The organism is Lentzea miocenica (genome assembly GCF_033949945.1).
In the GTDB taxonomy this organism is placed as follows: Bacteria; Actinomycetota; Actinomycetes; order Mycobacteriales; family Pseudonocardiaceae; genus Lentzea; species Lentzea miocenica.
Map to the genome: position 1 here is coordinate 270,007 of NZ_JAXAVW010000003.1, position 23,859 is coordinate 293,865.

Genomic DNA, 23,859 nt, shown 5'->3' on the forward strand with positions numbered 1-23,859 from the left:
AGCTGTGCATCCCTTGATCACTCCTGAGGTCCTCTCCGATGCGCTGAGTGCGCAGCCGGCCACCGTTGTGCTGGACGTCCGGTGGCGTCTCGGCGGACCACCTGGACGCCAAGACTACGAGGTCAGCCACGTGCCCGGCGCGGTGTACGTGGATCTGGACACCGAGTTGTCCGCGCCGCCCGGTGTCGGTGGCCGGCATCCGCTGCCGGATCCCGGGCGGTTGCAGGAGGTGCTGCGCCGTGCGGGTGTGCGCGAGGGCGGCCAGGTCGTGGCGTATGACGCAGGAGACGGCTCGGTTGCCGCGCGGGTGTGGTGGCTGCTGCGGTGGGCCGGCTACGGCGAGGTCGCGGTGCTGGACGGCGGGTTCGCCGCGTGGGAGGCGGCCGGGCTGCCGGTGAGCGCGGAGGTGCCCGCGCCCCTGACGGGTGACGCCGCTGGGGACGTGGTGGTGCGGGCCGGGCGGATGCCGGTGCTGGACGCGGATGGTGCCGCGGCGCTCGCTCAGGAGGGCGTGTTGCTCGACGCGCGGGCCGCGGCGCGGTATCGCGGGGAGACCGAGCCGGTGGATCCCAGGGCCGGGCACGTTCCGGGTGCGCTCAACGCGCCGACGACCGGGCACGTCGGCGCGGACGGCCGGTGGCTCGGCGGGGCCGAGCTGGCCGCGCGGTTCGGTGAGCTCGGGGTGTCGGGTGATGTGGCTGTTGGTGCTTATTGCGGGTCCGGTGTGACCGCCTCGTCCGTCGTGCTGGCGCTGGAGGTCGCGGGGATCACGTCGGCCGAGAAGCCGGCCGCGCTGTACGCCGGGTCGTGGTCCAACTGGTGTGCGTTGGACCGGGAGGTTGCCACCGGCGGCTGAGGGCGGGCGGCCATGCCGGCGAGCGGGCGGTGGTCAGGCGTTGGGGATGCGGTTGAAGCCCTCGGTGGCGAGTTTGAGGGCGGTGGCGCAGGTGTCCACGTCGTCGATCGCCAGGACGCTCACGGAGAAGGCCGGGGTGATGACGGCCGGGTCGTCGGTCAGCATGACGGTGACCTGGCAGTCCTCCTTGGACGCGGCGACCTGCCATGCCGTGTTGCCACCGATCTCGATCTGCTTCTTCTCGCCGTCCTGATCCGCCACGTCGGGGACCGTGACCATCTGGGTGATGACGGTGGACGGGCCGGTGGTGGTGTGGATGCAGCCGCCGTCCGCCGAGGACTTGCCGCCGGTCGCGGCTTCGATGTCCGCGGCTTTGAGGACGCCGCAGGTTTCGAGACCTGAGGCCTTCTTCTTGGTGGTGATCTTCACATCGCCCTGTTTCGGGGCGGTGGGGTCCGCCGGCTTGGAGGCCGGGGTGCTGGCGGGTGGCTTCTTCGAGGTCGAGGTGGGGTCGGCTGGTTCAGGGGCCGCGTTGGCGTCGGCCGTCGCGGTGCCCTTGACCTGTTCGCTGCAGCCTGTGACGGCGGCGAGGGTCAGGCCCAGTGCGAGGAGGACGGCCGCTGGTCGCAGGTTCATGTCGCCTCTGACCCCTGTTCGGTGAGATCGGTTCCGGGTTCGGGGGCCCGGCGAGTGGGGACTGTAGGCGGCGTTCGGGCGGTGGGCACGGGTGGCGGGCCGGTGACGGGCAATCGTGATCGCCGGTTGGGCCGATCGGTCGGTAGGTTGCTGGCCATGGGTAAGCCGGCCGCTGTTGTCTGGGACAGGTCCTTCCTCGGGTATGACCTCGGTGGCGACCATCCGCTCAATCCTGTCCGGCTCGACCTGACGATCCGGCTCGCCACGGCGCTCGGGGTGCTCGAGGGCGTGGAGATGCGGGTGCCCGCGGCGGCCAGTGACGAGGAGATCGAGCTGGTGCACCGGCCGGGGTATTTGAGCGCTGTGCAGGCGGCGCCGACGGCCGGGTGGGATGTCGGGCACGGGCTGGGGACGCCGGACAACCCCGTGTTCGAGCGGATGCACGAGGCGTCGGCATTGGTCGTTGGCGGGTCGCTGGCTGCGGCGCGGGCCATTGCCTCGGGTGAGGCGGACCGGGCGGTCAACATCGCCGGTGGGTTGCACCACGCGATGCCGGACAGCGCGGCCGGGTTCTGCGTCTACAACGACTGCGCGGTGGCCATTGAGTGGTTGTTGCGCAGCGGGGTGGAACGCATCGCGTATGTCGATGTCGATGTGCATCACGGGGACGGGGTGCAGACGGCGTTCTGGGACGACCCGCGGGTGCTGACGGTCTCGTTGCACCAGCACCCGATGAGCCTGTGGCCGGGCACCGGGTGGGCCGGTGAGGTCGGGGGCGCCGGGGCCGAGGGGAGTGCGGTCAACGTCGCGTTGCCGGCGGGCACGCGGGACGCCGCTTGGATGCGGGCGTTTCACGCGACGGTGCCGGCGTTGCTCAAGGCGTTCAGGCCGCAGGTGCTGGTCACGCAGTGCGGTGTGGACACGCACAAGGAGGATCCGCTGGCGGACCTCGCGCTGAGCGTGGACGGGCACCGGGCGATCTATCAGGCGTTCCGGGAGCTGGTGAACGAGCACGGGTTCAAGTGGCTGGCGCTGGGCGGTGGCGGGTACGAGCTGCTCAGGGTCGTGCCGCGGTCGTGGACGCATCTGCTGGCGACGGTCCTGGATCGCGATGTCGACCCGAACCGGCCACTGCCCGCGGACTGGGTGGCGCATGCGACACGCATCGCACCTGACTGGCCGTTGCCTGCGTCGATGACGGATGAGTGCGACCCTGGACACCAGCCGTGGGGCGGCGACACGGAGGAGCCGGTGGACAAGGCGATCCGTGAGACGCGCCGGGCGGTGTTCCCGTTGCATGGACTTGATCCCGACGATCCCAGGGACTGACACAAAGTGCCAGACAGTGCCGCGGTCAGCGATCCGTTCGACTTTCCCCGGCAGTGGGAGGCGGATGTCGTCCTCAGTGACGGCGGCACCGTCCACCTGCGGCCGATCACGCCGGACGACGGCGAGAAGCTCAGGGAGTTCCACGGCCGGCTGTCCGAGCGGACGCGGTACTTCCGCTACTTCGGGCCCTACCCGCGGATCCCGCAGCGGGACCTCGAGCGGTTCAGCACCGTCGACCACCACGACCGGGTCGCGCTCATCGCGTTGCTGGGCGACGACATCGTCGCCGTCGGCAGGTTCGACCGGCTGCACGGTGGCGACCATCGCGGGGACAGCGCCGAGGTCGCGTTCGTCGTCGAGGACGGGCACCAGGGGCGCGGGCTGGGCAGCATCCTGCTCGAACACCTCGCCGCGGCCGCCAGGGAGGTCGGGCTGACGCGGTTCGAGGCCGAGGTGCTGGCCGAGAACGGGCAGATGGTCCGGGTGTTCCGCGACGCCGGCTACCAGGTCAGCAGGGCGTTCGAGGAAGGCGTGCTGCACCTGGAGTTCGCGATCGACCCCACCGAGGAGTCCGTCGCCGTCGCCAGGGCCCGCGAGCAGGCCGCCGAGGCCCGCAGCGTGCACAACCTGCTGCATCCTCGGTCCGTCGCGGTCATCGGGGCCTCCACCGACCCGACCAAGATCGGGCACGCGGTCCTCAAGAACCTCCTCGAAGCCGACTTCAACGGCCCCGTCTACCCGGTCAACGCCGAACATCGCGCCGTGCGGGGCGTCCGGGCGTACCCGACCGTGCTCGACATCCCCGACGACGTCGACCTCGCCGTCGTCGCCGTGCCCGCGGCCAGCGTCGACGAGGTCATGGACGCGTGCCTCGCGAAGGGCGTGAAGGCGCTCGTCGTCGTCAGCTCCGGCTACGGCGAGACGGGCCCGGACGGTCTGTCAGCCGAACGCAGGCTCGCGGCCGAGGCGAGAGCGCACGGCATGCGCGTCGTCGGGCCGAACGCCCTCGGCGTGATCAACCTCGACCCCAAGATCCGCCTGAACGCGAGCCTCGCCCCGAAACTCCCCGCACGGGGCCGCGCGGGCTTCTTCTGCCAGTCCGGCGCACTCGGCACGGCCATCCTCGCCAACGCCGCCGGCTGGGGCCTCGGCCTGTCCACGTTCGTCTCGGCGGGCAACCGCGCCGACGTCTCCGGCAACGACATGCTGCAGTACTGGGAGACCGACCCCTCCACCGACGTCGTGCTGCTCTACCTGGAGTCGTTCGGCAACCCGCGCAAGTTCGCGCGGCTCGCCCGCAGACTCGGCCGCACCAAACCCATCGTCGCGGTCAAGTCCGGCCGGCACGCCGTCGTCCCCGGACTCGCCGCCACCGCCGCCAAGGTCGACGAGGCGAGCGTCCAGGCGCTGTTCGAGCAGGCCGGCGTGATCAGGGTCGACTCGCTGGCCCAGCTGTTCGACACCGCGTTGCTGCTTGCTCACCAGCCGCTGCCCAAGGGCAAGCGCGTCGCCGTCGTCGGCAACTCCACCGCCATCGGCCTGCTCGCCGCCGACACGCTGCTCGCCCAGGACCTCGAACTCGCGGGCGACCCCGTCGACGTCGGCGCCCAGGCCACGCCCGAGGAGTTCGCCAAGGCGGTCGAAGAAGCACTGGACCGCGCCGACACCGACGCCCTCGTCGTCGTGTTCGTGCCACCGATCGCGGTCCCCGGCGCCGCCTACGCCCGCGCGCTCAAGGAAGCCGCGCACCGCACGAAACCGATCGTCTCGACGTTCCTCGCGGTCGAGGGCATTCCAGACGAGCTCAAAATGCCGGGGAAAGGCTCGATCCCCAGCTACTCCAGCCCCGAACGCGCCGTTCTCGCACTGGCCCGCACCGTCCGCTACGCCCACTGGCGCGCCGCACCCCAGGGCAACTTCGCGCGCCCGGACGGCATCGACGCCGACAAAGCGCGGTCCATTGTGGACAACCCGCAGGCCGAACAGCGGCTCGGCGACCACACCGCCGTCGAACTCCTGAAGTGCTACGGAATCGACGTGGTCCCGTTCCGCATCGCCTACACCGAGGAAGAAGCGGCGGAAGCCGCCGGCGAACTCGGCTACCCGGTCGCGATGAAAGCCACCAGCGAACGCCTTCGTCACCGCACCGATCTCGTCGGCGTCAGGCTCGACATCGCGCAACAAGAATCGGTCAAGGCGGCATACCACGATCTCGCGGCGTTGAGCGGCAAACCGGGCGTGTACGTGCAACGCATGGCGCCCAAGGGAGTCAGCTGCGTCCTCGGCCTGCAGGACGACCCGAGCTTCGGGACGCTGGTCTGGTTCGGACTGTCGGGTCTGGTCAGCGACCTCCTCGGTGACCGTGCCTACCGGGCGGTACCCCTCACCGACACCGACGCCGCGGAACTCGTTGCGGCACCTAAAGCCGCGCCGCTGCTCACCGGTTATCGAGGCGACGAACCCGCGGACCTGAAAGCACTTCAGGAACTGGTACTCCGTTTGGCCGCATTGGCAGAGGACCTTCCGGAGGTGCGCTCGCTGAAGCTCGAACCCGTTCTTGCTTCTGCCGCAGGGGCTTTCGTCAGCAGCGCGCGGATTGTCGTGGGACCGCCTCCGTCCCTGCACGACGCGGGTCCACGCCGCCTGAGGTGATCGGTTCACCGCACCGATTCCGTTGTCTCATTCACGCCGAGGTATGGACATGCGCCCAATCGCCGCCTAGGTTTCCGGCATCGCCGAGCAACGTTGCCTCAAGGTGCATCGGCGCATGCCCGTTGATCGACGCTGTAAGAGGGACGAATGACGCCGAGAGCGCTCCTCCGCCTGGTGGCGACAACATGTGCGGCCGTGCTGCTCCTCGCCTCGTGCGCGGGTGGCGACAAATCCACCATGGCGGGCAAGGTCAGCTCGGACGACCGCATGATCGTCGCTGTGTCGTTCGACCAGCCCGGCATGGCGGTGCGCAGGCTGGACGGCAGCTACCGCGGTTTCGACGTCGACGTGGCCAAGTTCATCGCGAACGAACTGGGCGTCGACGAGCAGAACATCACCTGGAAGGAAGCACAGCCCGGCAACCGGGAAACGCTCCTGACCAGCGGTGAGGCCGACATGGTCGTGTCCACCTACTCGATCACGGACAAGCGCAAGGAGATCGTCGACTTCGTCGGCCCGTACTTCGTCGCCGGCCAGGACCTGCTGGTGCGCATGAACGAGACCCGCATCGACGGCCCCAAGTCGCTCAACGCGAGCCTGCGCCTGTGCTCCACCGCGGGCTCCACGTCCGCCGCGTACGTCAAGGAGCAGTTCGCCAAGGACGTGAACCTGGTCGAGTACGCCAAGTTCAGCGACTGCGTCACCGCGCTGCTGGCCAACAACGTCGACGCCGTCACGACCGACGACGTGCTGCTCGCCGGGTACGCCGCCCAGAACCCCGAGCTCCTGCGGGTCGTCGGCGACCCGTTCAGCAAGGAGGAGTACGGCGTCGGCCTGCACCGCGACGACCCCAGCAGCAAGGCCAAGGTCCAGCAAGCGCTGCAGAAGATGATCGACACGGGTGCCTGGCGCAAGTCGCTGGAGACGAACATCGGATCTTCCGGCTACAAGATCCCCGACCCGCCGAAGCTCGCGCCCTGATCACACGGGGCGTGACGTAGGCTCACGCCACGTGAACCGCGTCCCGCCGCACCGCGCTGATCGACCCGTTCGCGCGGGCATTCCCGAACACGGCCGAGTCCCGCGCTACTACGCGGTCAAGGCCGAGCTCTTCGACCTCGTCGAGACTCTCGGCGAAGGCACCGTCCTGCCGTCCGAACGCGAGCTCGCCGAGCGGTTCTCCGTCTCGCGCGTCACGCTCCGCCAGGCCGTCAGCGAACTGGTGCTCGAAGGCCTGCTCATCCGCCGCCAGGGCAGCGGCACGTTCGTCGCGCCACCGAAGCTGGTCCAGCCGTTGTCGCTGGTCAGCTACACCGAGGGCATGCGTCGTCAGGGCGTCGAGCCGAACCGCACCGTGATCACGGTCGAGGAGCTCGGCGCCGACGACGGCCTCGCCCGCGACCTGATGATCGAACCCGGCGACCCGGTCGTGCACCTCGAACGCGTCCTGCTCGCCGACGACGAGCGCATCGGCCTCGAGTCGACGTACCTGAGCCTCGGCCGTTTCCCGGGCCTGCTGGAGAAGCTCGACCCCGCTGGGTCGCTCTACGCGTGCCTCACCGAACGGCTCGGCGTGCGTTTCGCCGAGGCGGAGGAACGCGTCGAGACGGTGCTCGCCACGCCCCGCGAGGCGTTGCTGATCGGCACGAACCCCGCGCTGCCGATGCTGCTGCTGCACCGCGTCTCCTACGACGTCGAGGGCCACCCCATCGAACGCGCCCGGTCGCTGTATCGCGGTGATCGGTTCAGCTTCGTCGCGCGGCTGCACGCCGACCGTTAGGAACGGGGCGGAATCGCGGGCAAGCGCCTGCCATCGTCCAAAACAGACGGAGCCGGAGGAATGGCCGGCGCGCATTCCGGTGCAACAGTTCTTCGCCATGTCCGAGGCCGTTCGGAAGCAGTGCGCGAGTAAGACTTTCTTTCGGGCCCCAACGGATGTGTTCTGCTTCGACTGTGGCTGTGTCAGCGTTTCGAGGGCTGAGCACTTTGCGTGACTTTCCCCGCGCGCCCAGGAGGCTGACGCTCGCCGTCCAGGCGTGCACGAGGGCAGATGGCCAGCAGATGACGTGACTGCGGGTCACCGGATCCGGTGCGGGCTCAGGAAGATACCGCCCGTTCGCACTCGTTTCCCGCTCAAGTCACGGAGGTACTGTTGATGCTACGAACTCAGTACGTCCGCAACGGTGCGGAGGAGCGGGGGTGTGCCGTGTCCTTCAAGTCGGAGTTCCTCGCTGAACTCGAAGACTGCCTGCGCGGCTACGGCGCGGTCCCGGTGAGCAATCCGGACGCACTCGCGTTGTTCATCGAGTTCGTGCGAGCTCTTCCGGAGAGTGACCAGAAACTGCGCTGTCTCGACGGTGTCGATCAGGGTTCCGGGTCTTTCTGGAACAACCCGGCGGTGTGGTGGGAGCAGGTGCCGAGGTTCGGCGCGGGACTGCCGCGATGCGGATCGGCGGAGTGCCGCAAGTTGCTGGACGACATGCTCGACGAGGCCATCAGCGACGAGATCGACGTGCTGGAGATGGAAATCCGCGAGCTGCCCAGCTAGCTGCGCAGCCAGCCCTTGCACGCCAGCCGGCGCCGTCGCCTGTTACGGCCACGGCGCCGGGGCGCAAATGATCTGGTATAGCCACTTACTTGACGGCGACGAGCGACTTGAACAATTCCCGATAGCGGTGGAGAGCCAGTCGCAGGTCCTCGGTCTGTGGATCACCGTTTCCCTCGAGCTGCTTGGTGAGGGAGCGGTGGCGCGAGGTGAGTTCCTCGAGCGCCCGCGTCACGAGGCCGTCTGCCTTGCGCACGGCCGCCTTCGGGTCGTCGACGAACTCGTACTGCACGGCCTGCCACTCGTCTTCGAGCTTGCTGGACGGCCGCTGCTCGGCGCGCTGTTCGGACCGCGGCGTTTCGGACCGCGGCGTTTCGGTGCGCTGCGACTCGTTGCGCTGCTGTTCCGTGCGCTGTGCTTCTGTGCGTTGTGCTTCTGTGCGCTGCTGTTCGGCGCGCTGAGCGTCGGGTCGCTGCTGCTCGCTGCGCTGTGACTGCTGCTGCGGCATGCGCTCCGTGTGCTGCGTGCGCTGTTCGGTCTGCGCAGTGCGGTTTTCCGGCCGATCTTCCGTGCGGCCTTCTGCATGCCGCTCCGCCTGCGTGGTGCGCTCTGCCTCACGCTCCGTCTGGCGCTCGGCCTGAGCGGTGCGTTCAGTCTGCGGTGGGTTCTGCTGGGGTCGCGCCGGGGTGGGCGTCGGAACCGCCGCGTGGGTGGGTGCCTCAGACATCCGTCTTCTCCTTCCGCACGGCCTCACGGTCCTTGTCCTTGCGCGGAGCCGCACCGTGTTCGAGCAGGTCGGTGAACAACTCGCGGTAGTGCACCATCGCGGTGCGCAGGTCCTCGGTGCTCGCCTCGCCGATCTCCTGGCGTTCGGAGATGTCGTGCGCCTTGCGGTAGTGCTCAAGGGTTTGAGCGTGTTCCACCGACAGCACGCTCAGCTGCGCCTCGTAACCCTCGGTGGGGTAGCCGCGCTCGGCCATCAGGTCGGTCACCAGCCGGTCGGCGTCCGCGATCGCGCTGTCCGGCGAATCGACGAACTTCGCTTGCACGTTCGCCCAGTGCCGGCGGTAACTGTCCTGTGCCGTAGCAGAAAGCGGCTTCAGGTCGAACTCGCTGTGGCGGTGCTCCCGCTCGGCGAGCTCCTTCTCCGCGGCCGTTCTGCTGTCACTGTCAGAGACCGCGCGGTCGTATTCAGGGCCGAACCGGTCGCGCAACTTCTTGCGTTGCATGGCGGGCCTCAGCACGAAGGCGAGGACCACCAGCACCACGAGAACCGCGACCACCAGGCCGATGATGGCGCCCGTTGACATGGAAAACCTCCAAGACAGGCAAGTATCTCTGCTGTCCGGAGGCTTCCCATGTGCTCGAAACGGAAACATCAACCCTTGATACAAACCACCTGCTTGAGCTTGGCGACCACCTCGACCAGGTCCGACTGGTTCGCCATCACGGTGTCGATGTCCTTGTAGGCGCCCGGAATCTCGTCCACCACGCCGGAGTCCTTGCGGCACTCGACGCCACTTGTCTGGTCGGCGAGATCCTGCGTGGTGAACGTCTCGCGGGCCTTGTTGCGCGACATCCTCCGGCCGGCGCCGTGGGACGCCGACTCGAACGAGTCCGGGTTGCCGAGCCCGCGCACGATGTACGAACCGGTGCCCATCGAGCCCGGGATGATGCCGAGCTCACCGCGGCCTGCCCGGATCGCGCCCTTGCGGGTCACCAGCACGTCCTCGCCGAAGTGGTTCTCCTCGGAGACGTAGTTGTGGTGACACGAGATCGGCTCCTCGAACCGGATCTGCGGGAAGTCGGCGCGCAGCACGTCGCAGACCAGGCGCAGCATGACCGCGCGGTTGCGTCGCGCGTAGTCCTGTGCCCAGTACAGGTCGTGCCGGTACGCCGCCATCTCCGGCGTGCCCGCGAGGAACACGGCGAGGTCCGGGTCCGGCAGCTCGGCGTTGTGCGCGAGCTTGCGCGCCACCGAGATGTGGTGCTGCGCCAGCTCGTTGCCGATGCCACGCGAACCGGAGTGCAGCATGACCCAGACGCGCTGGTCGGAGTCCAGGCAGACCTCGAGGAAGTGGTTGCCGCCGCCGAGCGTGCCCATCTGGTGCATCGCCTTGTCGGCGCGCGCCTTCACGGCAGGCGTCAGGTCGTCGAACCGCCTCCAGAACGGTGCCCAGTCGGACGCGTCCCTTTCGGTGAAAGCGGTCGCCTTGTGCTGACCGAAACCGACGGGGACGACGGCCTCCATCCGCGACCGCAGCCCACGCAGCGTCTCCGGCAGGTCGCTCGCCGTGAGCGAGGTGCGCACGGCGGCCATGCCGCAGCCGATGTCCACGCCGACGGCCGCGGGGGAGACGGCGTCGCGCAACGCGATCACCGACCCCACCGTGGCGCCCTTTCCGTAGTGCACGTCGGGCATGACCGCGATGTGCTTCACCGCCCACGGCAGCGCGGAGATGTTCTGGAGCTGTTGCATGGCGAACTCCTCGACCTCGTCCGGCCGAGTCCACATTCGGATGTCCACGTTCTGGCCGCGGACCACAGTTGCTGCCATGGGTACGAGGTTAGGCGGCGTTCTGGTTGATCCACAAAGGAGTTTCAGCTGTCACGTCGACTGCCGACACGAACTCCCACGCCCCCTTGCGGACCTTGGCCTTGCTCATGTTGCCGCCGATGTTCGTGACGAACGCGCGCACTGTCGGAAGGTCGTTGACGCCCGCGATGAGGATCGCCTTGTTCTGCAACGTCACGCTGCCGCCGCCGAGCTTCTCGCGCGCGACCGCGTCCTTGAGGAGGCCTTCGCGGACCTGCTTCGCGGTGATGCCCTCGATCTCGACCTGGACGGCGTCGACCTCCTGCGAGTTCGCGGGCAGGAAGCGGAACGTGAGCACCGACTCCTGGCTGAACTGCTTGCTGATCGTCGATGCCGTGTGCCGCAGGCTGTTCTCGTCGAGGGTGACGTCGAACTTGCGCGAGCGTTCGAACGTCGTCTGCTGCAGATCGCTCGACCAGAACACGCCGTCGAGCAGCGTGGAGCGGGCGGTGAGGCCGCCGTTGGCGAGCACGATGCCGCGGACCTCGCGGTCGAACCTGGCCAGCCTGTCCCGCAGGCGCGGATCATCGGGGTCGGTGATGATCGCGGTGTTGTTCGTCGCGAAGATCTCCGGGCACGGCAGCGGTGCGCCCGCCGCCGTGCCCGCGGAGACCGTGATCGCCAGTACCGACGTGACTGCCACGAGGAGCTTTCTCATGTGGCACAACGTATTGGCCCTGGGTGCGCGGGGCATACCCCGTTCCACTCAGCGGGCCACCGCGCGCTTGTACTGGTAGTTGGCCAGCGGCACGAAGATCAGCAGGAAGACCACGACCCAGCCGAGCGACGCGAGCACCGGGTGCTGCAACGGCCAGACGTCCGGCGGCGTCTGCAACGGCGAGGTGTTGCCGAAGAGTTCGCGCGCGGCGAGCGTCACCGCCGACACCGGGTTCCACTCCGCGATGTGCCGCAGCCCCGACGGCAGCCTTTCCGACTGCACGAACGTGTTCGCGATGTAGGTGATCGGGAAGATGAAGATGAAGCTGGCGTTGTTGAACACCTCGGGACTGCGCACCAGGAGCCCGATCCACGCCATCGCCCACGAGAACGCGTAGGCGAACAGCAGCAGGATCGCGACCGCCGCGAGCGCTTCCAGCGGCGACGAGTGGATGCGCCAGCCGACGATCAGGCCGGTGATCATCATGATGACGATCACGAGAGCGTTGTTGACCAGATCGGACGTCGTGCGGCCGACCAGGACGGCGGAGCGGGCCATCGGCAGCGAGCGGAACCGGTCGATGATGCCCTTGGTCATGTCCTCGGCCAGGCCGCTGCCGGTGATGGTGGCGCCGAACAGCACGGTCTGGGCGAAGATGCCGGCCATCAGGAACTCGCGGTAGTCCATGCCGGGGATCTCGATCGAGCCGCCGAACACGTAGGCGAACAGCAGCACGAACATGATCGGCGCCGCGGTCGAGAACACCAGCAGGTCCGGCACGCGCTTGATCTTGATCAGGTTGCGCTTGGAGACGACCGCGCCGTCGGCAAGCGCTTGCAGCAGCTTCACTTCTCGTCGTCCCCCGCTGAGTCGTTGTCCGCGTGGTGGCCGGTCAGGGCCAGGAACACGTCGTCGAGCGTCGGCCTGCGCAGTCCGATGTCGAGCACCTTCACCGACTCGCCGTCCAGCCGCCTGATCGCCTCCATCAGCACCCCGGACCCGCCGGCGACCGGCACGGTGAGGTGGTGCTGGCGTTCGTCGGACTCCATGGCACCGACGGCGAGGTCGGCCAGGGCCTCCTTGGAGATGGCGAGTTCGGCCGTGGTGGCGACGGAGAGTTCAAGCCGTTCGCCGCCCACCTGTTCCTTCAGCTGGTCGGCGGTGCCCTCGGCGATCACCTTGCCCTGGTCGATCACCGCGATCTGGTCGGCGAGGCGGTCGGCCTCCTCGAGGTACTGGGTGGTGAGGAGAACGGTGGTGCCGCCTTTGACGAGTTCCTCGATGACGTCCCACATGCCGAGGCGGGACCTCGGGTCGAGGCCCGTGGTGGGTTCGTCGAGGAACAGGACGCTCGGCTTCGCGACGAGCGCGCCAGCGAGGTCGAGCCTTCGGCGCATGCCGCCGGAATAGCCCTTCACGGGGCGGTCGGCGGCGTCCTCGAGGTCGAACCGCGTGAGCAGTTCGCGGGCGCGTTCACGGCTCCTGGCGCGCCCGAGGTGATAGAGGCGGCCGACCATGTCGAGGTTCTCGAACCCCGTGAGGTTGTCGTCGACCGCGGCGTACTGGCCGGAGAGGCCGATGCGCTTGCGCAGTTCGTCTGCTTGCTTGCGGACGTCGAGCCCGGCGACACGCGCGGATCCCTCGTCGGGGTCGAGCAGGGTGGTGAACACCCGCACCGCCGTCGTCTTGCCCGCGCCGTTGGGGCCGAGCAGTCCCATGATGGTGCCCTCGGGCACCTTGAGATCCAGGCCGTTGAGTGCGACGACCGACCCGTAGCGTTTGACCAGGCCTTCGGCCACGATCGCGTCTGTCATGCGGGCATCATGACGAACGGGTCTGACAATTTCGTCCGATTTACCGTACTTGGGTCGGGTGATTGACAGTCGGTCTGAACGTGAAAATACTTCAGCGTCATGGACCGCGTGTGCGTCATCGGGGCAGGCTCTTCCGGCATCGCCGCATGTCAGGTGCTCGGTGCCCGTGGCATCGAGTACGACTGCTACGAGTCCGGATCCGAGATCGGCGGCAACTGGCGCTACCTCAACGACAACGGCATGTCCTCCGCCTATCGGTCGCTGCACATCAACACCTCGCGGCAGATGATGGAGTTCAAGTCCTTCCCGATGCCCGCGAGCCTCCCGGCCTACCCCTCGCACTTCCAGATCGCCGAGTACTTCGACGACTTCGTGAAGCACCACGGGTTCCGCGACCGCATCCGGTTCCGGACCGAGGTCGTCTCGGTTTCGGCCGCTTCGGGTGGCTATTCGGTCACCACGCGCGATCGCGACACGGGTTCGGAAGTTTCGTCGTCGTACAGCTCTGTCATCGTCGCGAACGGCCATCACTGGTCGCCGCGGATGCCGGAACCGGCGTTTCCGGGTTCGTTCGACGGAGAGGAGTCGCACGCGCACTTCTACAAGACGCCGGAGCGATTCGCGGACAAGCGGGTGCTGGTTCTCGGTATCGGGAATTCGGCGTGTGACATCGCGGTCGAGTCGTCCCGGGTTTCCGCCCGGACGTTTCTGGCGATGCGGCGGGGCGCGCACATCATGCCCAAGTACCTGTTCGGGATGCCTACCGATCACCTGACGACCTCGCCGCTCGCCCGGTTCGCGCCGGCGTGGCTGCAGGCGCTGTCCGTGCGGGCGATGCTGCGGCTGGCGCGGGGCAAGCTCTCCGACTACGGGCTGCCCGAGCCGTCGCACGGGATCCTGGCCGCGCACCCGACGGTGTCCGACGACCTGCTGACCCGGCTGGGGCACGGCGACATCACGGTGAAGCCGAACGTCGCCCGGCTGGACGGGTCCGGCGTGGTGTTCACCGACGGCAGCCGTGAGGACGTCGACGTCATCGTCTACTGCACCGGGTACAAGGTCGACTTCCCGTTCCTGGACTCCGCCTCGTTCCCCGCGGTGTCTTCTCCGGACAACGAGGTGTCGCTGTACCGGCGGGTCGTGGATCCGGATCATCCCGGCCTGTACTTCCTCGGGCTGATCCAGCCTCTGGGGGCGATCATGCCGCTGGCCGAGGCCCAGTCGGAGTGGATCGCCGATCTGGTGTCCGGGCGTGCCGCGTTGCCTCCGGTGCCGGAGATGAAGGCGGAGATCACGGCTTACCGGCAGTCGCTGCGGAGCCGGTACGTGAAGTCGAAGCGGCACACGTTGGAGGTCGACTTCCTCGGGTATCAGCGGGAGCTGCGGGAGGAACGCCGAGCAGGCGCGGCCCGCCGCTGACCGGCCTTTGCAATGAGTCTTTTGACTTCGTCCGCAAACGTTTTTTGCATGCGGGCGGGCTGGCTGCGGCGATATATCAGTCGCGCGGCGCGGTAACCTGGGGCTTAGCAATGAGTCTTTTGACGACGTCGTCAAAAGACTCATTGCTAAGGGCGTGGTGGGGGTGAGGTGTGAGGCGTGGCGGATGGGTGGCATGGGTACGGTCGGGCGGTGAGTGGTGCTGTGGCGGCGAGTGCTCAGGTGATCGTTCTCAACGGTGGGTCCAGCTCCGGCAAGTCGGGGATCGCGCGGTGTCTGCAGGCCGTGCTGCCCGAGGCCTGGCTGGCGATCGGAGTCGACACGTTGATCGACGTGATGCCCGCGCGGTTGCGGCTCGGGGCTGAGGGCATCGGGTTCGCGGACGACGGGGACGTCACCGTCGGGGGCGAGTTCCGGATGCTCGAGGACGCGTGGATGGCGGGGGTCGCCGCGATGGTGCGCGCTGGGGCGCGGGTGATCGTGGACGACGTGTTTCTGGGTGGGGTCGAGTCCCGGCAGCGGTGGGAGAAGGTGCTGGACGGGCTCGGCGTGGTGTGGGTCGGGGTGCGGTGTGACGCCGCTGTTGCCGCGGGCCGGGAGCTCGCGCGCGGCGACCGGGTCGCCGGGATGGCCGAGGTGCAGGCCGATCTGGTGCATCGCGGGATGACCTACGACGTCGAGGTCGACACCGCGCGGTATGAGGCGATCGAGTGCGCGAGGGTGATCGCCGCGAGGATTCAGGCGCGGGGTGGGTCGTTCGGGGCGCAGGAGCCGCCGCCTTGAGGCCAGCAGGACGGGCCGGTGACGGCACGCGCAGCCGAGGGTGCGGTCGAGGGCGCGGTAGAGGGCGCGGCCGACAGGATCGTTGGAAGAGCCGTGTCCAATATGTTGCCCAGCGAGATCCAGCGGGCGAACACGCACGGCCAGACCTCGCCTGACGAGGAGATCGCCACGGCGCCGTGACCGCAGCGGCCGCACAGCTGGTCAGCGGCAGGTGAAGCGTTTGCGCCTCGGCCGATGCCGCGCAGGTTGTCGACGCCGACGTGGGGGACCCCGAGCTGGACGAGTTCGTCCCGTGCGGAGCGGGTTCGTTGCCGGCCGATGTGGTCGGACGTGCTGACATCGATGACACCGGCGCGCAGCGGGATGTCGCGATGCAGGGCTTCGGCGATGTTGGCTCTGGTGCGGGCGTGGCTGCCGCGGCGGCGCGTGATGCCGTCGTGCTGGGACGCGGTGTCGGAATAGTAGGACGTGGCAAGGCGCACGCCGGGACGGGAGAAGGTGTCCCACAGGCGCGGGCCTATGTGCACGAGATTGCTGAAGACCTCGACCGCGAGACCGGCGCCGAGTGCGCGGTCCACGAACTCCGGTAAATCGGGATGCAATGTCGGTTCACCGCCGATGAACTGAACCGAGTGGGCCCCGAGTTCGGCTACGTGGTCGACGACCCGCAACCAATCCGGCGGACTCATCGCACCCTCAGTACCGCGCGGCCCGGAGTCCGCGTAGCAGTGCGTGCAACTCAGCTGGCATTTTCCGGTGATCTCGAGCCATGCGAAACGCAGGTCGGTCATGTCCCGCTCCCCTGGACGTCGCCGTGCGACAACCATCTTGCCCCGGCGAGTCGAGAAAGGAGCTGTCGAATTCCTTCAAACATCTGCCTGATGTCGGACTGATGACATGTCCCGGACACGAATCCGGCGGGCGCCACGCCGGATTGGTGTCAACCGACTGATAAATCGTCGGTCAGCAGCAGTCGCAACTCATGCAGCAGTCGTCCATCCCGTTCACCTCCCCTCCGGCGGGCACCACGGTGGACAGTCGGTACCGACCATGCCCACCAGTTCCGAGCGGAGTCGCGCGAGCCGGGCCATCTCGGCGTCGATCTCGTCGATGTGCCGGCGCAGCAGCTCCTCGGCCGGCTCGCACGGGCACTCGCCGGTGTCGCGGACGGCGAGCAACGACGAGATCTCCCGCAACCTCAGGCCGAGGCGCTGGCAGTCGCGGATGAACAGGATCCGGTCCGCGGCCGACGACGGGTACTGCCGATACCCCGACGACGTGCGCGGCGGCGGCGCGAGCAGTCCTGCGCGTTCGTAGTACCGGACCGTGTCGGGCCGGACCCCGACCTGCCGTGCGAGCTCGGCGACTCTCATGTGCCCACGCTAAACCTGTGAGCACACTCCAATGTCAAGCGCGCGTCATCACGAAACAGGCGTAGCCGCTGCCGACCGCGGGCTCCGGCAACCGCTCGATGTCGAACGACGAACCGAACAACCGTTGCTCGGCACCCACGGCAAGGCCGGGGAACCGCCCGCCACGACGCTTCCACCACGAAATCTCGTCGTAGAAGCACCACATCAGGAACACCGAACCGGGATGCGACAGCCTCAGCACCGTCGCCGCCATCGCCTCCATCGCGGGCCCGCTCATGTCGTCCAGCACGCTGTAGTCCACGAGCAGGTCGAACGTCCCGGAGACACCGGGAATCGAGGCGGCGGTCAGATCCCCTGGCAACCACGAGATCGACAACGACGGCGGCGTCGCGCGCCGGGCCTTCTCCAGGCCGACGGGGGAGTAGTCCACACCCGTCACGTCGAAGCCGTGTTCCGCGAGGAAGATCGAGTTCGCCCCGCTGCCGCAGCCGAGGTCGATCGCGCGTCCCGGCGCGATCCGCCCCGACGTCACCAGCCCCACCAGCTCGTCGCGCGGTCCCCCTTCCCACGGCGCCCAGGTCCGGTACATGAAGTCGTAAGCACGACGACCGACCATCGCAAGGCCTCCCAACGAAAAGCGGGGCCACCGACGTTACCGTCAGCAGCCCCGCCAAGCACGCGGCCGAAGAGACCCCGGCCGAAGAAGACTCAGTGCACGCCCAGCACGCCGTCGATGCGGCGCGGGATGCCCAGCGGGTTCGCGTCCTGCAACTCCGCGGGCAGCAACTCGTCCGGCCACGACTGGTAGGTCACCGGAGCGATCCAGCGGCGGATCGACGTGGCACCCACCGACGTGTGCAGCGGGTTCGTCGTCGACGGCCACGGGCCACCGTGGTGCTGGCCCCACGCCACCGCGACACCGGTCGGCCACGCGTTGAAGATGATGCGACCCGCGACGTGCCGCAGGATCTCGGCGATCTCACCGGCCTCCGCGTGGTCCGACGTCTCCGCGTGCACCGTGCCGGTCAGCGTGCCCGGCAGCTTCGCCAGCACCGAGTGCAGCTCGGCGGGATCCGAGTACGTCACGGCCAGCGCGGCCGGGCCGAAGTGCTCCTCGGTCAGCTTCTCGAGGTTCTCCTCGAACACCGACACCGGCACGCTGAACAGCCGCGGCGCCACGGCCCACGCCTCGTCCGGGCGCGTACCCGAGGACACGACGGACACCAGGTCCGACGCGGCCAGCGCGTCCGTCGAAGCCTTGTAGGAGTCGCACATCCGCTCGTTCAGCATCGCGCCACCGGCGGTCGCGGCGACGGCCTCACCCAGCGCGGGCACCAGCGAGGCGGGCGTGAACACCAGGCCGGGGTTCGTGCAGAACTGCCCGACGCCCATCGTCAGCGACGCGGCGAACCCGGCGGCGATGTCCTCACGGGCGGCCGCACCCGGCAGGATCACCGTCGGGTTCACGCTGCCCAGCTCGCCGTAGAACGGGATCGGGTCCGGCCGGCCCTGCGCCAGGTCGAACAGCGCCCGCCCGCCACCGGTCGACCCGGTGAAGCCGACCGCGCGCACCGCAGGGTGCTTCACCAGCGCGACACCGGACTCGGTGCCGAACACGATGCCGAACACACCTTCGGGCGCACCGGCGTCGCGCAAAGCGTCCACGACGACCCGCGAGGTCTCACGCGAAGTCGACGGGTGCGCGGAATGTGCCTTCACCACAACGGAACAACCCGACGCCAGCGCGGAAGCCGTGTCACCACCGGCCACCGAGAACGCGAACGGGAAGTTCGACGCGGAGAACACCGCGACCGTCCCAAGAGGACGGAGAACGCGCCGCAGCACGGGCCGCGGCGGAATGATGTCCGGGTTCGCCGTGTCCAAAGTGGCCTCGACGTAGCTGCCCTCGCGCAACACCTCCGCGAACAGCCGCAGCTGGTTCGTGGTGCGCTTCAGTTCCGTCGTCAGCCGCGGCACGCCGAGAGCCGTCTCGCCGTCGGCGGTCTCCACGAGCAACGAGGACTCGGCGTCCAGCGCGTCCGCGACCTTCTCCAGCACCACAGCGCGGTCCGCCGCCGGAACGACCGACCAGGCGGAGAACGCGACTGCCGCCGCTGAGGCGATCCGGTCCACCTCGCTGTCGGGGGTCTTCGCAACCGGTTCGCCGAACGGCTCACCGGTGCGCGGGTTGTATCCCTGAACGACGTGGCTCAACGCCCTGCCTCCTTGACTGCCGTGTCGAAATCGGGGCCGCACCAGACCCCGCCCACGTACTTCGCCGCGTACGACGAGGGGTCGAGCTCACCGCCGTGCTTCTCCAGCACCTCTGCGGCGTACTCCTCGGAGTCGTCCTGCGGCTCGTAACCGATCGCGCGCGCCTCGTCCAGCGAGAACCAGCCGCGCTTGTTGTCCGAGACACCCCACACGATCCGGAATCCCGGTGAGGGAACGGAAAGACACGCCTCGAACAGGCGTGCGCCGTCGTCCGGTGACATCCACGTCGACAGCATCCGCACGTCACGCGGCTTCTCGAAGCACGAACCGATGCGGATCGCGATCACGTCCATGCCGTAGCGGTCGGCGTACAGCGACCCCAACGCCTCCAGCGCCACCTTGGACACGCCGTAATAGGTGTCCGGGCGCGGGAAGGCGTAGTCACCGGCCTCGCCGTCGGCGCGCTCGACGTAACCCACGGCGTGGTTGGAGCTGGCCAGGATCACCCGGCGCACCCCGGCGCGCCGTGCGGCTTCCAGCACGGTGTGCGTGCCGTCGATGTTGACGCTGAGGATCTTGTCCCACGCCTCCTCGAGGCTGTGGCCGCCGAGGTGGATCACGGCGTCGACGTCCTTCATCGCGGCTTCCATGGCGGCCATGTCGGTCACCGTCGCCTGGACCAGCTCGACGTTCTCGCCGTCAGCGGCCGCGGGTAGCTCCGCGATGTCCAGCAGCCGCAGGGCACGGTCCTCCGCGGCGAGACGGGAACGCATGAGCGTCCCCACCCCACCACCGGCGCCGGTGATCAGGATGCGTGCGGTCACGGGTTTGGACCCCTCCGTCTTGTGCAGATGTTTCGGCAGTACTCGTATCAGCGACCGAACTGGCGGAGAAGCTCGGTGATCGTCCGGGCGGCGTCCAGCAGAGCGGCGATGACCTGCCGCTCGTGCTCGGGGTCCAGTCTGCCCAGTGGTACCGAACAACTCATAGCGTCCAGAACGGGGTTTCGGTAAGGCAACGCGACCGCGAAACATCCCAGCCCCGGCGTGTTCTCCTCACGTTCGTGGGCATAACCGACATTCCGGAACCCGGCGAGCTGCTCGTGCAGCGCCGCCCGATCGATCACGGTGTTGGGGGTCAGCGGGGCCAGTTCGGCGGGGAGGATCAGGTCGACGTCCTCCGGCGTGCGCGTCGAGAGCACGGCTTTGCCGAGCGACGTCGAGTGCGCGGGCAGCCGGCGGCCGACGCGCGAGACGACGCGCAGGTGGTGCTCGGACTCGCGGCTCGCCAGGTAGACGACGTCCGCGCCGTCCAATCGGGCAAGGTGCACGGTCTCGTTGATGTCCTGCCGCACCTGCTCCATCACGCGGATCGCCGCGCGCACCACCGGGTCGTGGTCCAGATAGGACGTACCGACGAGCAGTGCGCGCACGCCGATGCCGTAGGTGCCCCGATCTGAGTCGACCTCCACCCAGCCGCGCGCGACCAGCGTCTGCAGCAGCATGTAGAGGCTCGATTTGGGGTAGCTGAGCTCGCGATGCAGCTCCGTGAGCGTCAGCCGGCGGTCCGACGCGGAGAGCACTTCGAGCAGCTCCACCGTTCGGTCCGCGGACTTTACTGCGCCCGGACGAGCTGTGCCCTTGTCGATCGGCGACGCCACCTGGCCTCCTTCGAAACCCGTACGCAACATGCCCTTGACACGTCGCTGTGCTGATTCTTACAGTCCTGCACCAGGTTCACAAGTACGACCCCCGTTCATATATCTGAACACGAAGGGCTCCGACGATGCGCCGTAGAACAGCCACGACTATCGCCACGCTCGGCGTGGCAGCGCTGCTCGCAGGATGCGGCAGCGGTGGCACCACGGCGACGTCGTCCAAGGACCCGAACAAGCCTCTGGAGGTGTGGACCCGCTCTACCGAGGCAACCGCGAAGGTCTACGAGAAGATCTTCAAGTCGTTCACCGAGAAGACCGGTGTGCAGGTCGACTACAAGCCGATCTTCAACGACTTCGACAAGCAGGTGCAGCAGCGCGCCGCGTCGAAGGACCTCCCCGACGTCGTCATCACCGACACCGGCTCGCTCGGCAACTTCGTCAAGCAGGGCTGGACGACCGAGGTCAGCCGCGAGGACGTCGCGGGCGGCGGCGACATCGTCGACCGCGCGTGGAACAACGGGAAGGGCGCGGACGGCAAGTTCTACGCCATTCCCTACTCCACCCAGGCGATGGTCACGCTGATCCGCAAGGACTGGCGCGAGAAGCTCGGCAAGCCGGTCCCGACGACGTGGGAAGAGCTCGACGACCTCGCGAAGGCCTTCACCCGCAACGACCCCGACGGCAACGGGCAGAACGACACCTACGGCATGCTCGTGCCGGGCACGACCGACCGCGGCTACCTCGCGTGGTGGGCGTCCAGCTACATCTGGCAGGGCGGCGGCGACATCCTCGAGGAAGAGGGCGCCGGCAAGTTCTCCGTCGGCATCGACTCGCCGGAGTCGACCAAGGCGATCGAACGGCTGCGCAAGCTCTTCTGCGAAGAGAAGGTCATGCAGCCGGGCTCGCTGACGCTGGGCACGAACGACGCCCACCCGCTGTTCGAGTCGGGCAAGAGCGGCATCTACCTCACCGGCCCGTACATGATCGGCCGTTTCGACAAGTCGGTCGGCAAGGACAAGTACGAGGTCATCGCGTCCCCGCGCGGCCCGGCCGGCGCCACGGTGCTCGGCGAGGGCGAGAACATCTACCAGATGGCCGGCTCCGCGAAGACCGCCGACCAGAAGAAGCTCGCCGAGTACCTGATCACGGCGGAGGCTCAGCAGGCCGGCATGAAGGGTGACCCGCAGCCGGTCGTCCGCCTCCCCGTCAACAAGACGGTCGACGTCAACGCGACCTACAAGGACCCGCGCTGGGCGACCGTGGCGGGCGTGTACCAGAGCGAGGCGCGGCCGTTCCCGAGCGTGCCGAACTTCGCGCCCTTCCGGCAGAAGACCTCGGAGACCCTGAACTCCATCTTCGCGAAGTGCCCGGCTGACTCCTCGGCCGAACTGAAGTCCCTCGCGGACGCGCTGAAGAAGGAGCTTGAGAACCAGAAGGCGTCGCAGTGACGGCAGTTCAGCCGACCGAGAAACATCACTGGGACACCCGAGACGTGGGCTCGACGGCTAGTGGCGGCGGTGCCGTCGAAACCCACCCCGTGAGGCGGCGCCGCCGGCGTCGCCTCACGGGAGCCACACTCGTCCCGTGGCTGTTCCTGCTTCCCGCCGCGCTGATCTTCCTGGTCTTCAAGTTCATCCCGATGGCGGAGGGGATCCGGCTCTCGCTGTTCGAGGTCCGGCCCTTCCTCGGTGACATCTTCGTCGGCTTCAAGAACTACTCGACGATCCTGTCCGACGAGAAGTTCCTGACCGCGAGCTGGCACACCCTGGTCCTCGCGGGCGGTCAGACCATCGGCGCGATGCTCATCGGCTTCTTCCTGGCGTTGCTGCTGGAAGGCCACACCAAGTCGCTGTGGTTCGTGCGGTCCGCGGTGTTCCTGCCCGTCGTGGCGGCCACCGCGGTCATCGGTGAGATCTGGCGGCTGTTCTTCTACCCGGCACCGGAAGGCTTCCTCAACGAGCTCATCTCGTGGGTCGGCCTCGGGCCCTGGGAGTACATCCACAGCACGGACACCTCGCTGGTGTCGGTCATGTTCGTCGGCATCTGGAAGCACGCGCCGTACGACATGGTGCTGATCCTCGCCGGGCTCGCCGGCATCGACCGTCAGCAGTACGAGGCGGCCGCGATCGACGGCGCCTCGACGCCGCAGCGGATCTGGAACGTCACGCTGCCGGCGTTGCGCCCGGTCATCACGATCCTGCTGACGCTGGCGGCGATCCGCGGCCTGCGCGTCTTCACCGAGGTGTACGTGCTCACCGGCGGTGGCCCCGCGGGGTCGACCGACGTCTGGATGACGCGCGTCTACACAACGGCGTTCGAACAGTCCGAAGCCGGGCTCGCTTCCGCTGGTTCCGTGCTGTTGTTCCTGGTTACCTTGATTCTCACGGTCAGCGTGCAGTGGTACCGCCGGCGGAAGGAGGCGCGATGAGCGTCAACTCAAGTCGCTTCGACAGTGCCATCGGCTGGTCCACCCGCCCGGACGCGTGGGTCAGCAGGGGCGTCCGCGTTCTTTTCAGTGCCGTCGCTGTAATCCTTTTCTGCGGCCCGCTGCTGGTCATCTTCTCCGGTGCGTTCGACCACAACCCGGACCCGACCCAGCTGTCGGTGATCCCGGACAACCCGTCGCTGATCAACTTCCAGGTCGCGGCGGAGAACAAGATCTGGCACTACCTGATGAACTCGTTGATCATCGCCGGTGGTGCCCTGCTGTTGCAGCTGGCGGTGAGCGTGTTCGCCGCCTACGCGTTGGCGCGCAAGAAGTTCCGCGGTCAGGCCATCGCTTTGCTGGTCATCCTCGCCACGATGATGTTGCCGGAGGAGGTCATCGCGATCCCGCTCTCGCTGGTGATCGGAGACCTACCGCTGGTGCACGTGAGTCTGAAGGGCACCCTGCTCGGCGTCATCCTCCCGTTGGGGGCTTGGGGATTCTCCATCTTCGTCATGACGGAGTTCATGAAGGAGATCCCCAGCGAACTGGAGGAAGCGGCCAAAGTGGACGGTGCCGGGGAGCTGCGTCTCTTCGCGCAGATCATTCTTCCCCTGTGCAAGCCCGCGCTCGGTGTGATCGCCGTGTTCGGCTTCAACATGATTTGGGAGCAGTACCTGCTCCCCCTGATCGTCGCCGCTGACCCCTCCGATTACACGCTCACGGTCGCACTCCTCGCGCTCCGGTCCGACGACATGGTCGGGACGGGCATCGTGCTGGCCGGAGCGTTGCTGGCGCTGGTACCGAGCTTGGTCGTGTACCTGTCGCTGCAGAAGTCCTTCCTGCGTGGGATCACCACCGGAGCGATCAAGGGATGAGTGTCT

The 23,859-nt window shown here is 67.9% G+C and carries 24 protein-coding genes; 11 read left to right on the forward strand and 13 right to left on the reverse strand.

The genetic code is table 11. From position 1 onward, the window contains the following. Positions 1–4 precede the first annotated feature (4 nt). Positions 5–856, forward strand: a complete 852-nt coding sequence (locus SK803_RS05450; RefSeq protein WP_319964640.1) for a sulfurtransferase — start codon at positions 5–7, stop codon at positions 854–856. 33 nt (positions 857–889) lie between these two features. Here the strand turns inward: SK803_RS05450 and SK803_RS05455 are convergent, their stop codons facing one another. Beyond that, entirely contained in the window at positions 890–1,492 is a 603-nt protein-coding gene (locus tag SK803_RS05455) for a DUF3558 domain-containing protein (protein WP_319964641.1), read from the reverse strand. A 156-nt stretch (positions 1,493–1,648) separates the two neighbouring features. Here SK803_RS05455 and SK803_RS05460 point away from each other — a divergent pair, with 156 nt between their 5' ends. From SK803_RS05460 to SK803_RS05480, 5 genes are all read left to right on the forward strand, one after another. Further along, positions 1,649–2,821, forward strand: a complete 1,173-nt coding sequence (locus tag SK803_RS05460; RefSeq protein WP_319964642.1) for an acetoin utilization protein AcuC — start codon at positions 1,649–1,651, stop codon at positions 2,819–2,821. 6 nt (positions 2,822–2,827) lie between these two features. Further along, complete coding sequence (locus tag SK803_RS05465; protein ID WP_319964643.1) at positions 2,828–5,473, forward strand: bifunctional acetate--CoA ligase family protein/GNAT family N-acetyltransferase; 2,646 nt, start codon at positions 2,828–2,830, stop codon at positions 5,471–5,473. Positions 5,474–5,668: 195 nt separating this feature from the next. Next, positions 5,669–6,454, forward strand: a complete 786-nt coding sequence (locus tag SK803_RS05470; protein ID WP_319964644.1) for a glutamate ABC transporter substrate-binding protein — start codon at positions 5,669–5,671, stop codon at positions 6,452–6,454. Positions 6,455–6,485: 31 nt separating this feature from the next. Next, positions 6,486–7,253 carry a GntR family transcriptional regulator gene (locus SK803_RS05475; protein WP_319964645.1) on the forward strand — a complete coding sequence of 256 codons (768 nt, stop codon included), beginning with the start codon at positions 6,486–6,488 and terminating at the stop codon, positions 7,251–7,253. A gap of 375 nt (positions 7,254–7,628) precedes the next feature. Then, positions 7,629–8,021: a hypothetical protein gene (locus SK803_RS05480; RefSeq protein ID WP_319964646.1), complete on the forward strand. Its 393-nt coding sequence runs from the start codon at positions 7,629–7,631 to the stop codon at positions 8,019–8,021. An 85-nt stretch (positions 8,022–8,106) separates the two neighbouring features. Here SK803_RS05480 and SK803_RS05485 read toward each other — a convergent pair whose 3' ends face one another. The 6 genes from SK803_RS05485 to SK803_RS05510 all read right to left on the reverse strand — a co-directional run bounded on the left by SK803_RS05485 (position 8,107) and on the right by SK803_RS05510 (position 13,086). Continuing rightward, positions 8,107–8,745 carry a hypothetical protein gene (locus SK803_RS05485; RefSeq protein ID WP_319964647.1) on the reverse strand — a complete coding sequence of 213 codons (639 nt, stop codon included), beginning with the start codon at positions 8,743–8,745 and terminating at the stop codon, positions 8,107–8,109. Continuing rightward, positions 8,738–9,328 carry a hypothetical protein gene (locus tag SK803_RS05490; protein ID WP_319964648.1) on the reverse strand — a complete coding sequence of 197 codons (591 nt, stop codon included), beginning with the start codon at positions 9,326–9,328 and terminating at the stop codon, positions 8,738–8,740. Before SK803_RS05490 ends, SK803_RS05485 begins: the two co-directional genes overlap by 8 nt. 68 nt (positions 9,329–9,396) lie before the next feature. Next, positions 9,397–10,575 carry an RtcB family protein gene (locus SK803_RS05495; protein WP_319964649.1) on the reverse strand — a complete coding sequence of 393 codons (1,179 nt, stop codon included), beginning with the start codon at positions 10,573–10,575 and terminating at the stop codon, positions 9,397–9,399. Positions 10,576–10,585: 10 nt separating this feature from the next. Continuing rightward, complete coding sequence (locus tag SK803_RS05500) at positions 10,586–11,272, reverse strand: hypothetical protein (RefSeq protein WP_319964650.1); 687 nt, start codon at positions 11,270–11,272, stop codon at positions 10,586–10,588. 48 nt (positions 11,273–11,320) lie between these two features. Then, positions 11,321–12,121, reverse strand: a complete 801-nt coding sequence (locus tag SK803_RS05505) for an ABC transporter permease (protein ID WP_319964651.1) — start codon at positions 12,119–12,121, stop codon at positions 11,321–11,323. Next, positions 12,118–13,086 (reverse strand): ATP-binding cassette domain-containing protein, encoded by a 969-nt coding sequence (locus tag SK803_RS05510; protein WP_319964652.1) that lies wholly within the window; start codon positions 13,084–13,086, stop codon positions 12,118–12,120. Before SK803_RS05510 ends, SK803_RS05505 begins: the two co-directional genes overlap by 4 nt. 99 nt (positions 13,087–13,185) lie before the next feature. On the opposite strand from SK803_RS05510, the gene SK803_RS05515 reads away from it, so the two are divergent. Beyond that, positions 13,186–14,505: an NAD(P)-binding domain-containing protein gene (locus SK803_RS05515; RefSeq protein ID WP_319964653.1), complete on the forward strand. Its 1,320-nt coding sequence runs from the start codon at positions 13,186–13,188 to the stop codon at positions 14,503–14,505. Between the two features lie 210 nt (positions 14,506–14,715). Further along, positions 14,716–15,306: a chloramphenicol phosphotransferase CPT gene (gene cpt / locus SK803_RS05520; RefSeq protein WP_319964654.1), complete on the forward strand. Its 591-nt coding sequence runs from the start codon at positions 14,716–14,718 to the stop codon at positions 15,304–15,306. On the opposite strand, the gene SK803_RS05525 is transcribed toward cpt, so the two are convergent. From SK803_RS05525 to SK803_RS05550, 6 genes are all read right to left on the reverse strand, one after another. Further along, a complete protein-coding gene (locus tag SK803_RS05525) occupies positions 15,261–16,097 on the reverse strand; it encodes a radical SAM/SPASM domain-containing protein (protein WP_319964655.1) in 837 nt (278 codons plus the stop codon). The two genes, cpt and SK803_RS05525, sit on opposite strands and share 46 nt — an antisense overlap. A 213-nt stretch (positions 16,098–16,310) precedes the next feature. Beyond that, the gene (locus SK803_RS05530; protein ID WP_319964656.1) at positions 16,311–16,679 is read right to left on the reverse strand and encodes a heavy metal-responsive transcriptional regulator; all 369 of its coding nucleotides are present in this window, start codon (positions 16,677–16,679) and stop codon (positions 16,311–16,313) included. 34 nt (positions 16,680–16,713) lie between these two features. Then, entirely contained in the window at positions 16,714–17,295 is a 582-nt protein-coding gene (locus tag SK803_RS05535; RefSeq protein WP_319964657.1) for a class I SAM-dependent methyltransferase, read from the reverse strand. Between the two features lie 92 nt (positions 17,296–17,387). Next, complete coding sequence (locus SK803_RS05540; protein ID WP_319964658.1) at positions 17,388–18,893, reverse strand: aldehyde dehydrogenase (NADP(+)); 1,506 nt, start codon at positions 18,891–18,893, stop codon at positions 17,388–17,390. Then, positions 18,890–19,717 carry an NAD-dependent epimerase/dehydratase family protein gene (locus tag SK803_RS05545; RefSeq protein WP_319964659.1) on the reverse strand — a complete coding sequence of 276 codons (828 nt, stop codon included), beginning with the start codon at positions 19,715–19,717 and terminating at the stop codon, positions 18,890–18,892. Before SK803_RS05545 ends, SK803_RS05540 begins: the two co-directional genes overlap by 4 nt. Positions 19,718–19,764: 47 nt before the next feature. Beyond that, a complete protein-coding gene (locus tag SK803_RS05550; RefSeq protein WP_319964660.1) occupies positions 19,765–20,553 on the reverse strand; it encodes an IclR family transcriptional regulator in 789 nt (262 codons plus the stop codon). Between the two features lie 125 nt (positions 20,554–20,678). On the opposite strand from SK803_RS05550, the gene SK803_RS05555 reads away from it, so the two are divergent. The 3 genes from SK803_RS05555 (at position 20,679) to SK803_RS05565 (ending at position 23,853) form a co-directional block, all read left to right on the forward strand. After that, entirely contained in the window at positions 20,679–21,998 is a 1,320-nt protein-coding gene (locus SK803_RS05555; RefSeq protein ID WP_319964661.1) for a sugar ABC transporter substrate-binding protein, read from the forward strand. An 89-nt stretch (positions 21,999–22,087) separates the two neighbouring features. Next, positions 22,088–22,978, forward strand: a complete 891-nt coding sequence (locus SK803_RS05560; RefSeq protein WP_319964662.1) for a carbohydrate ABC transporter permease — start codon at positions 22,088–22,090, stop codon at positions 22,976–22,978. Beyond that, the gene (locus SK803_RS05565; RefSeq protein WP_319964663.1) at positions 22,975–23,853 is read left to right on the forward strand and encodes a carbohydrate ABC transporter permease; all 879 of its coding nucleotides are present in this window, start codon (positions 22,975–22,977) and stop codon (positions 23,851–23,853) included. The genes SK803_RS05560 and SK803_RS05565 overlap by 4 nt, the downstream gene beginning before the upstream one ends. The last annotated feature ends 6 nt before the right edge of the window (positions 23,854–23,859 follow it).

Bases quoted from the DNA above. Each gene is read 5' to 3' on its own strand.
- SK803_RS05495 (WP_319964649.1), bottom strand. From the start codon at position 10,575: ATGGCAGCAACTGTGGTCCGCGGCCAGAACGTGGACATCCGAATGTGG.
- SK803_RS05455 (WP_319964641.1), bottom strand. From the start codon at position 1,492: ATGAACCTGCGACCAGCGGCCGTCCTCCTCGCACTGGGCCTGACCCTC.
- SK803_RS05530 (WP_319964656.1), bottom strand. From the start codon at position 16,679: ATGAGAGTCGCCGAGCTCGCACGGCAGGTCGGGGTCCGGCCCGACACG.
- SK803_RS05535 (WP_319964657.1), bottom strand. From the start codon at position 17,295: ATGGTCGGTCGTCGTGCTTACGACTTCATGTACCGGACCTGGGCGCCG.
- SK803_RS05485 (WP_319964647.1), bottom strand. From the start codon at position 8,745: ATGTCTGAGGCACCCACCCACGCGGCGGTTCCGACGCCCACCCCGGCG.
- SK803_RS05565 (WP_319964663.1), top strand. From the start codon at position 22,975: ATGAGCGTCAACTCAAGTCGCTTCGACAGTGCCATCGGCTGGTCCACC.
- SK803_RS05555 (WP_319964661.1), top strand. From the start codon at position 20,679: ATGCGCCGTAGAACAGCCACGACTATCGCCACGCTCGGCGTGGCAGCG.
- SK803_RS05510 (WP_319964652.1), bottom strand. From the start codon at position 13,086: ATGACAGACGCGATCGTGGCCGAAGGCCTGGTCAAACGCTACGGGTCG.
- SK803_RS05460 (WP_319964642.1), top strand. From the start codon at position 1,649: ATGGGTAAGCCGGCCGCTGTTGTCTGGGACAGGTCCTTCCTCGGGTAT.
- SK803_RS05480 (WP_319964646.1), top strand. From the start codon at position 7,629: ATGCTACGAACTCAGTACGTCCGCAACGGTGCGGAGGAGCGGGGGTGT.
- SK803_RS05490 (WP_319964648.1), bottom strand. From the start codon at position 9,328: ATGTCAACGGGCGCCATCATCGGCCTGGTGGTCGCGGTTCTCGTGGTG.
- SK803_RS05500 (WP_319964650.1), bottom strand. From the start codon at position 11,272: ATGAGAAAGCTCCTCGTGGCAGTCACGTCGGTACTGGCGATCACGGTC.
- SK803_RS05515 (WP_319964653.1), top strand. From the start codon at position 13,186: ATGGACCGCGTGTGCGTCATCGGGGCAGGCTCTTCCGGCATCGCCGCA.
- SK803_RS05525 (WP_319964655.1), bottom strand. From the start codon at position 16,097: ATGACCGACCTGCGTTTCGCATGGCTCGAGATCACCGGAAAATGCCAG.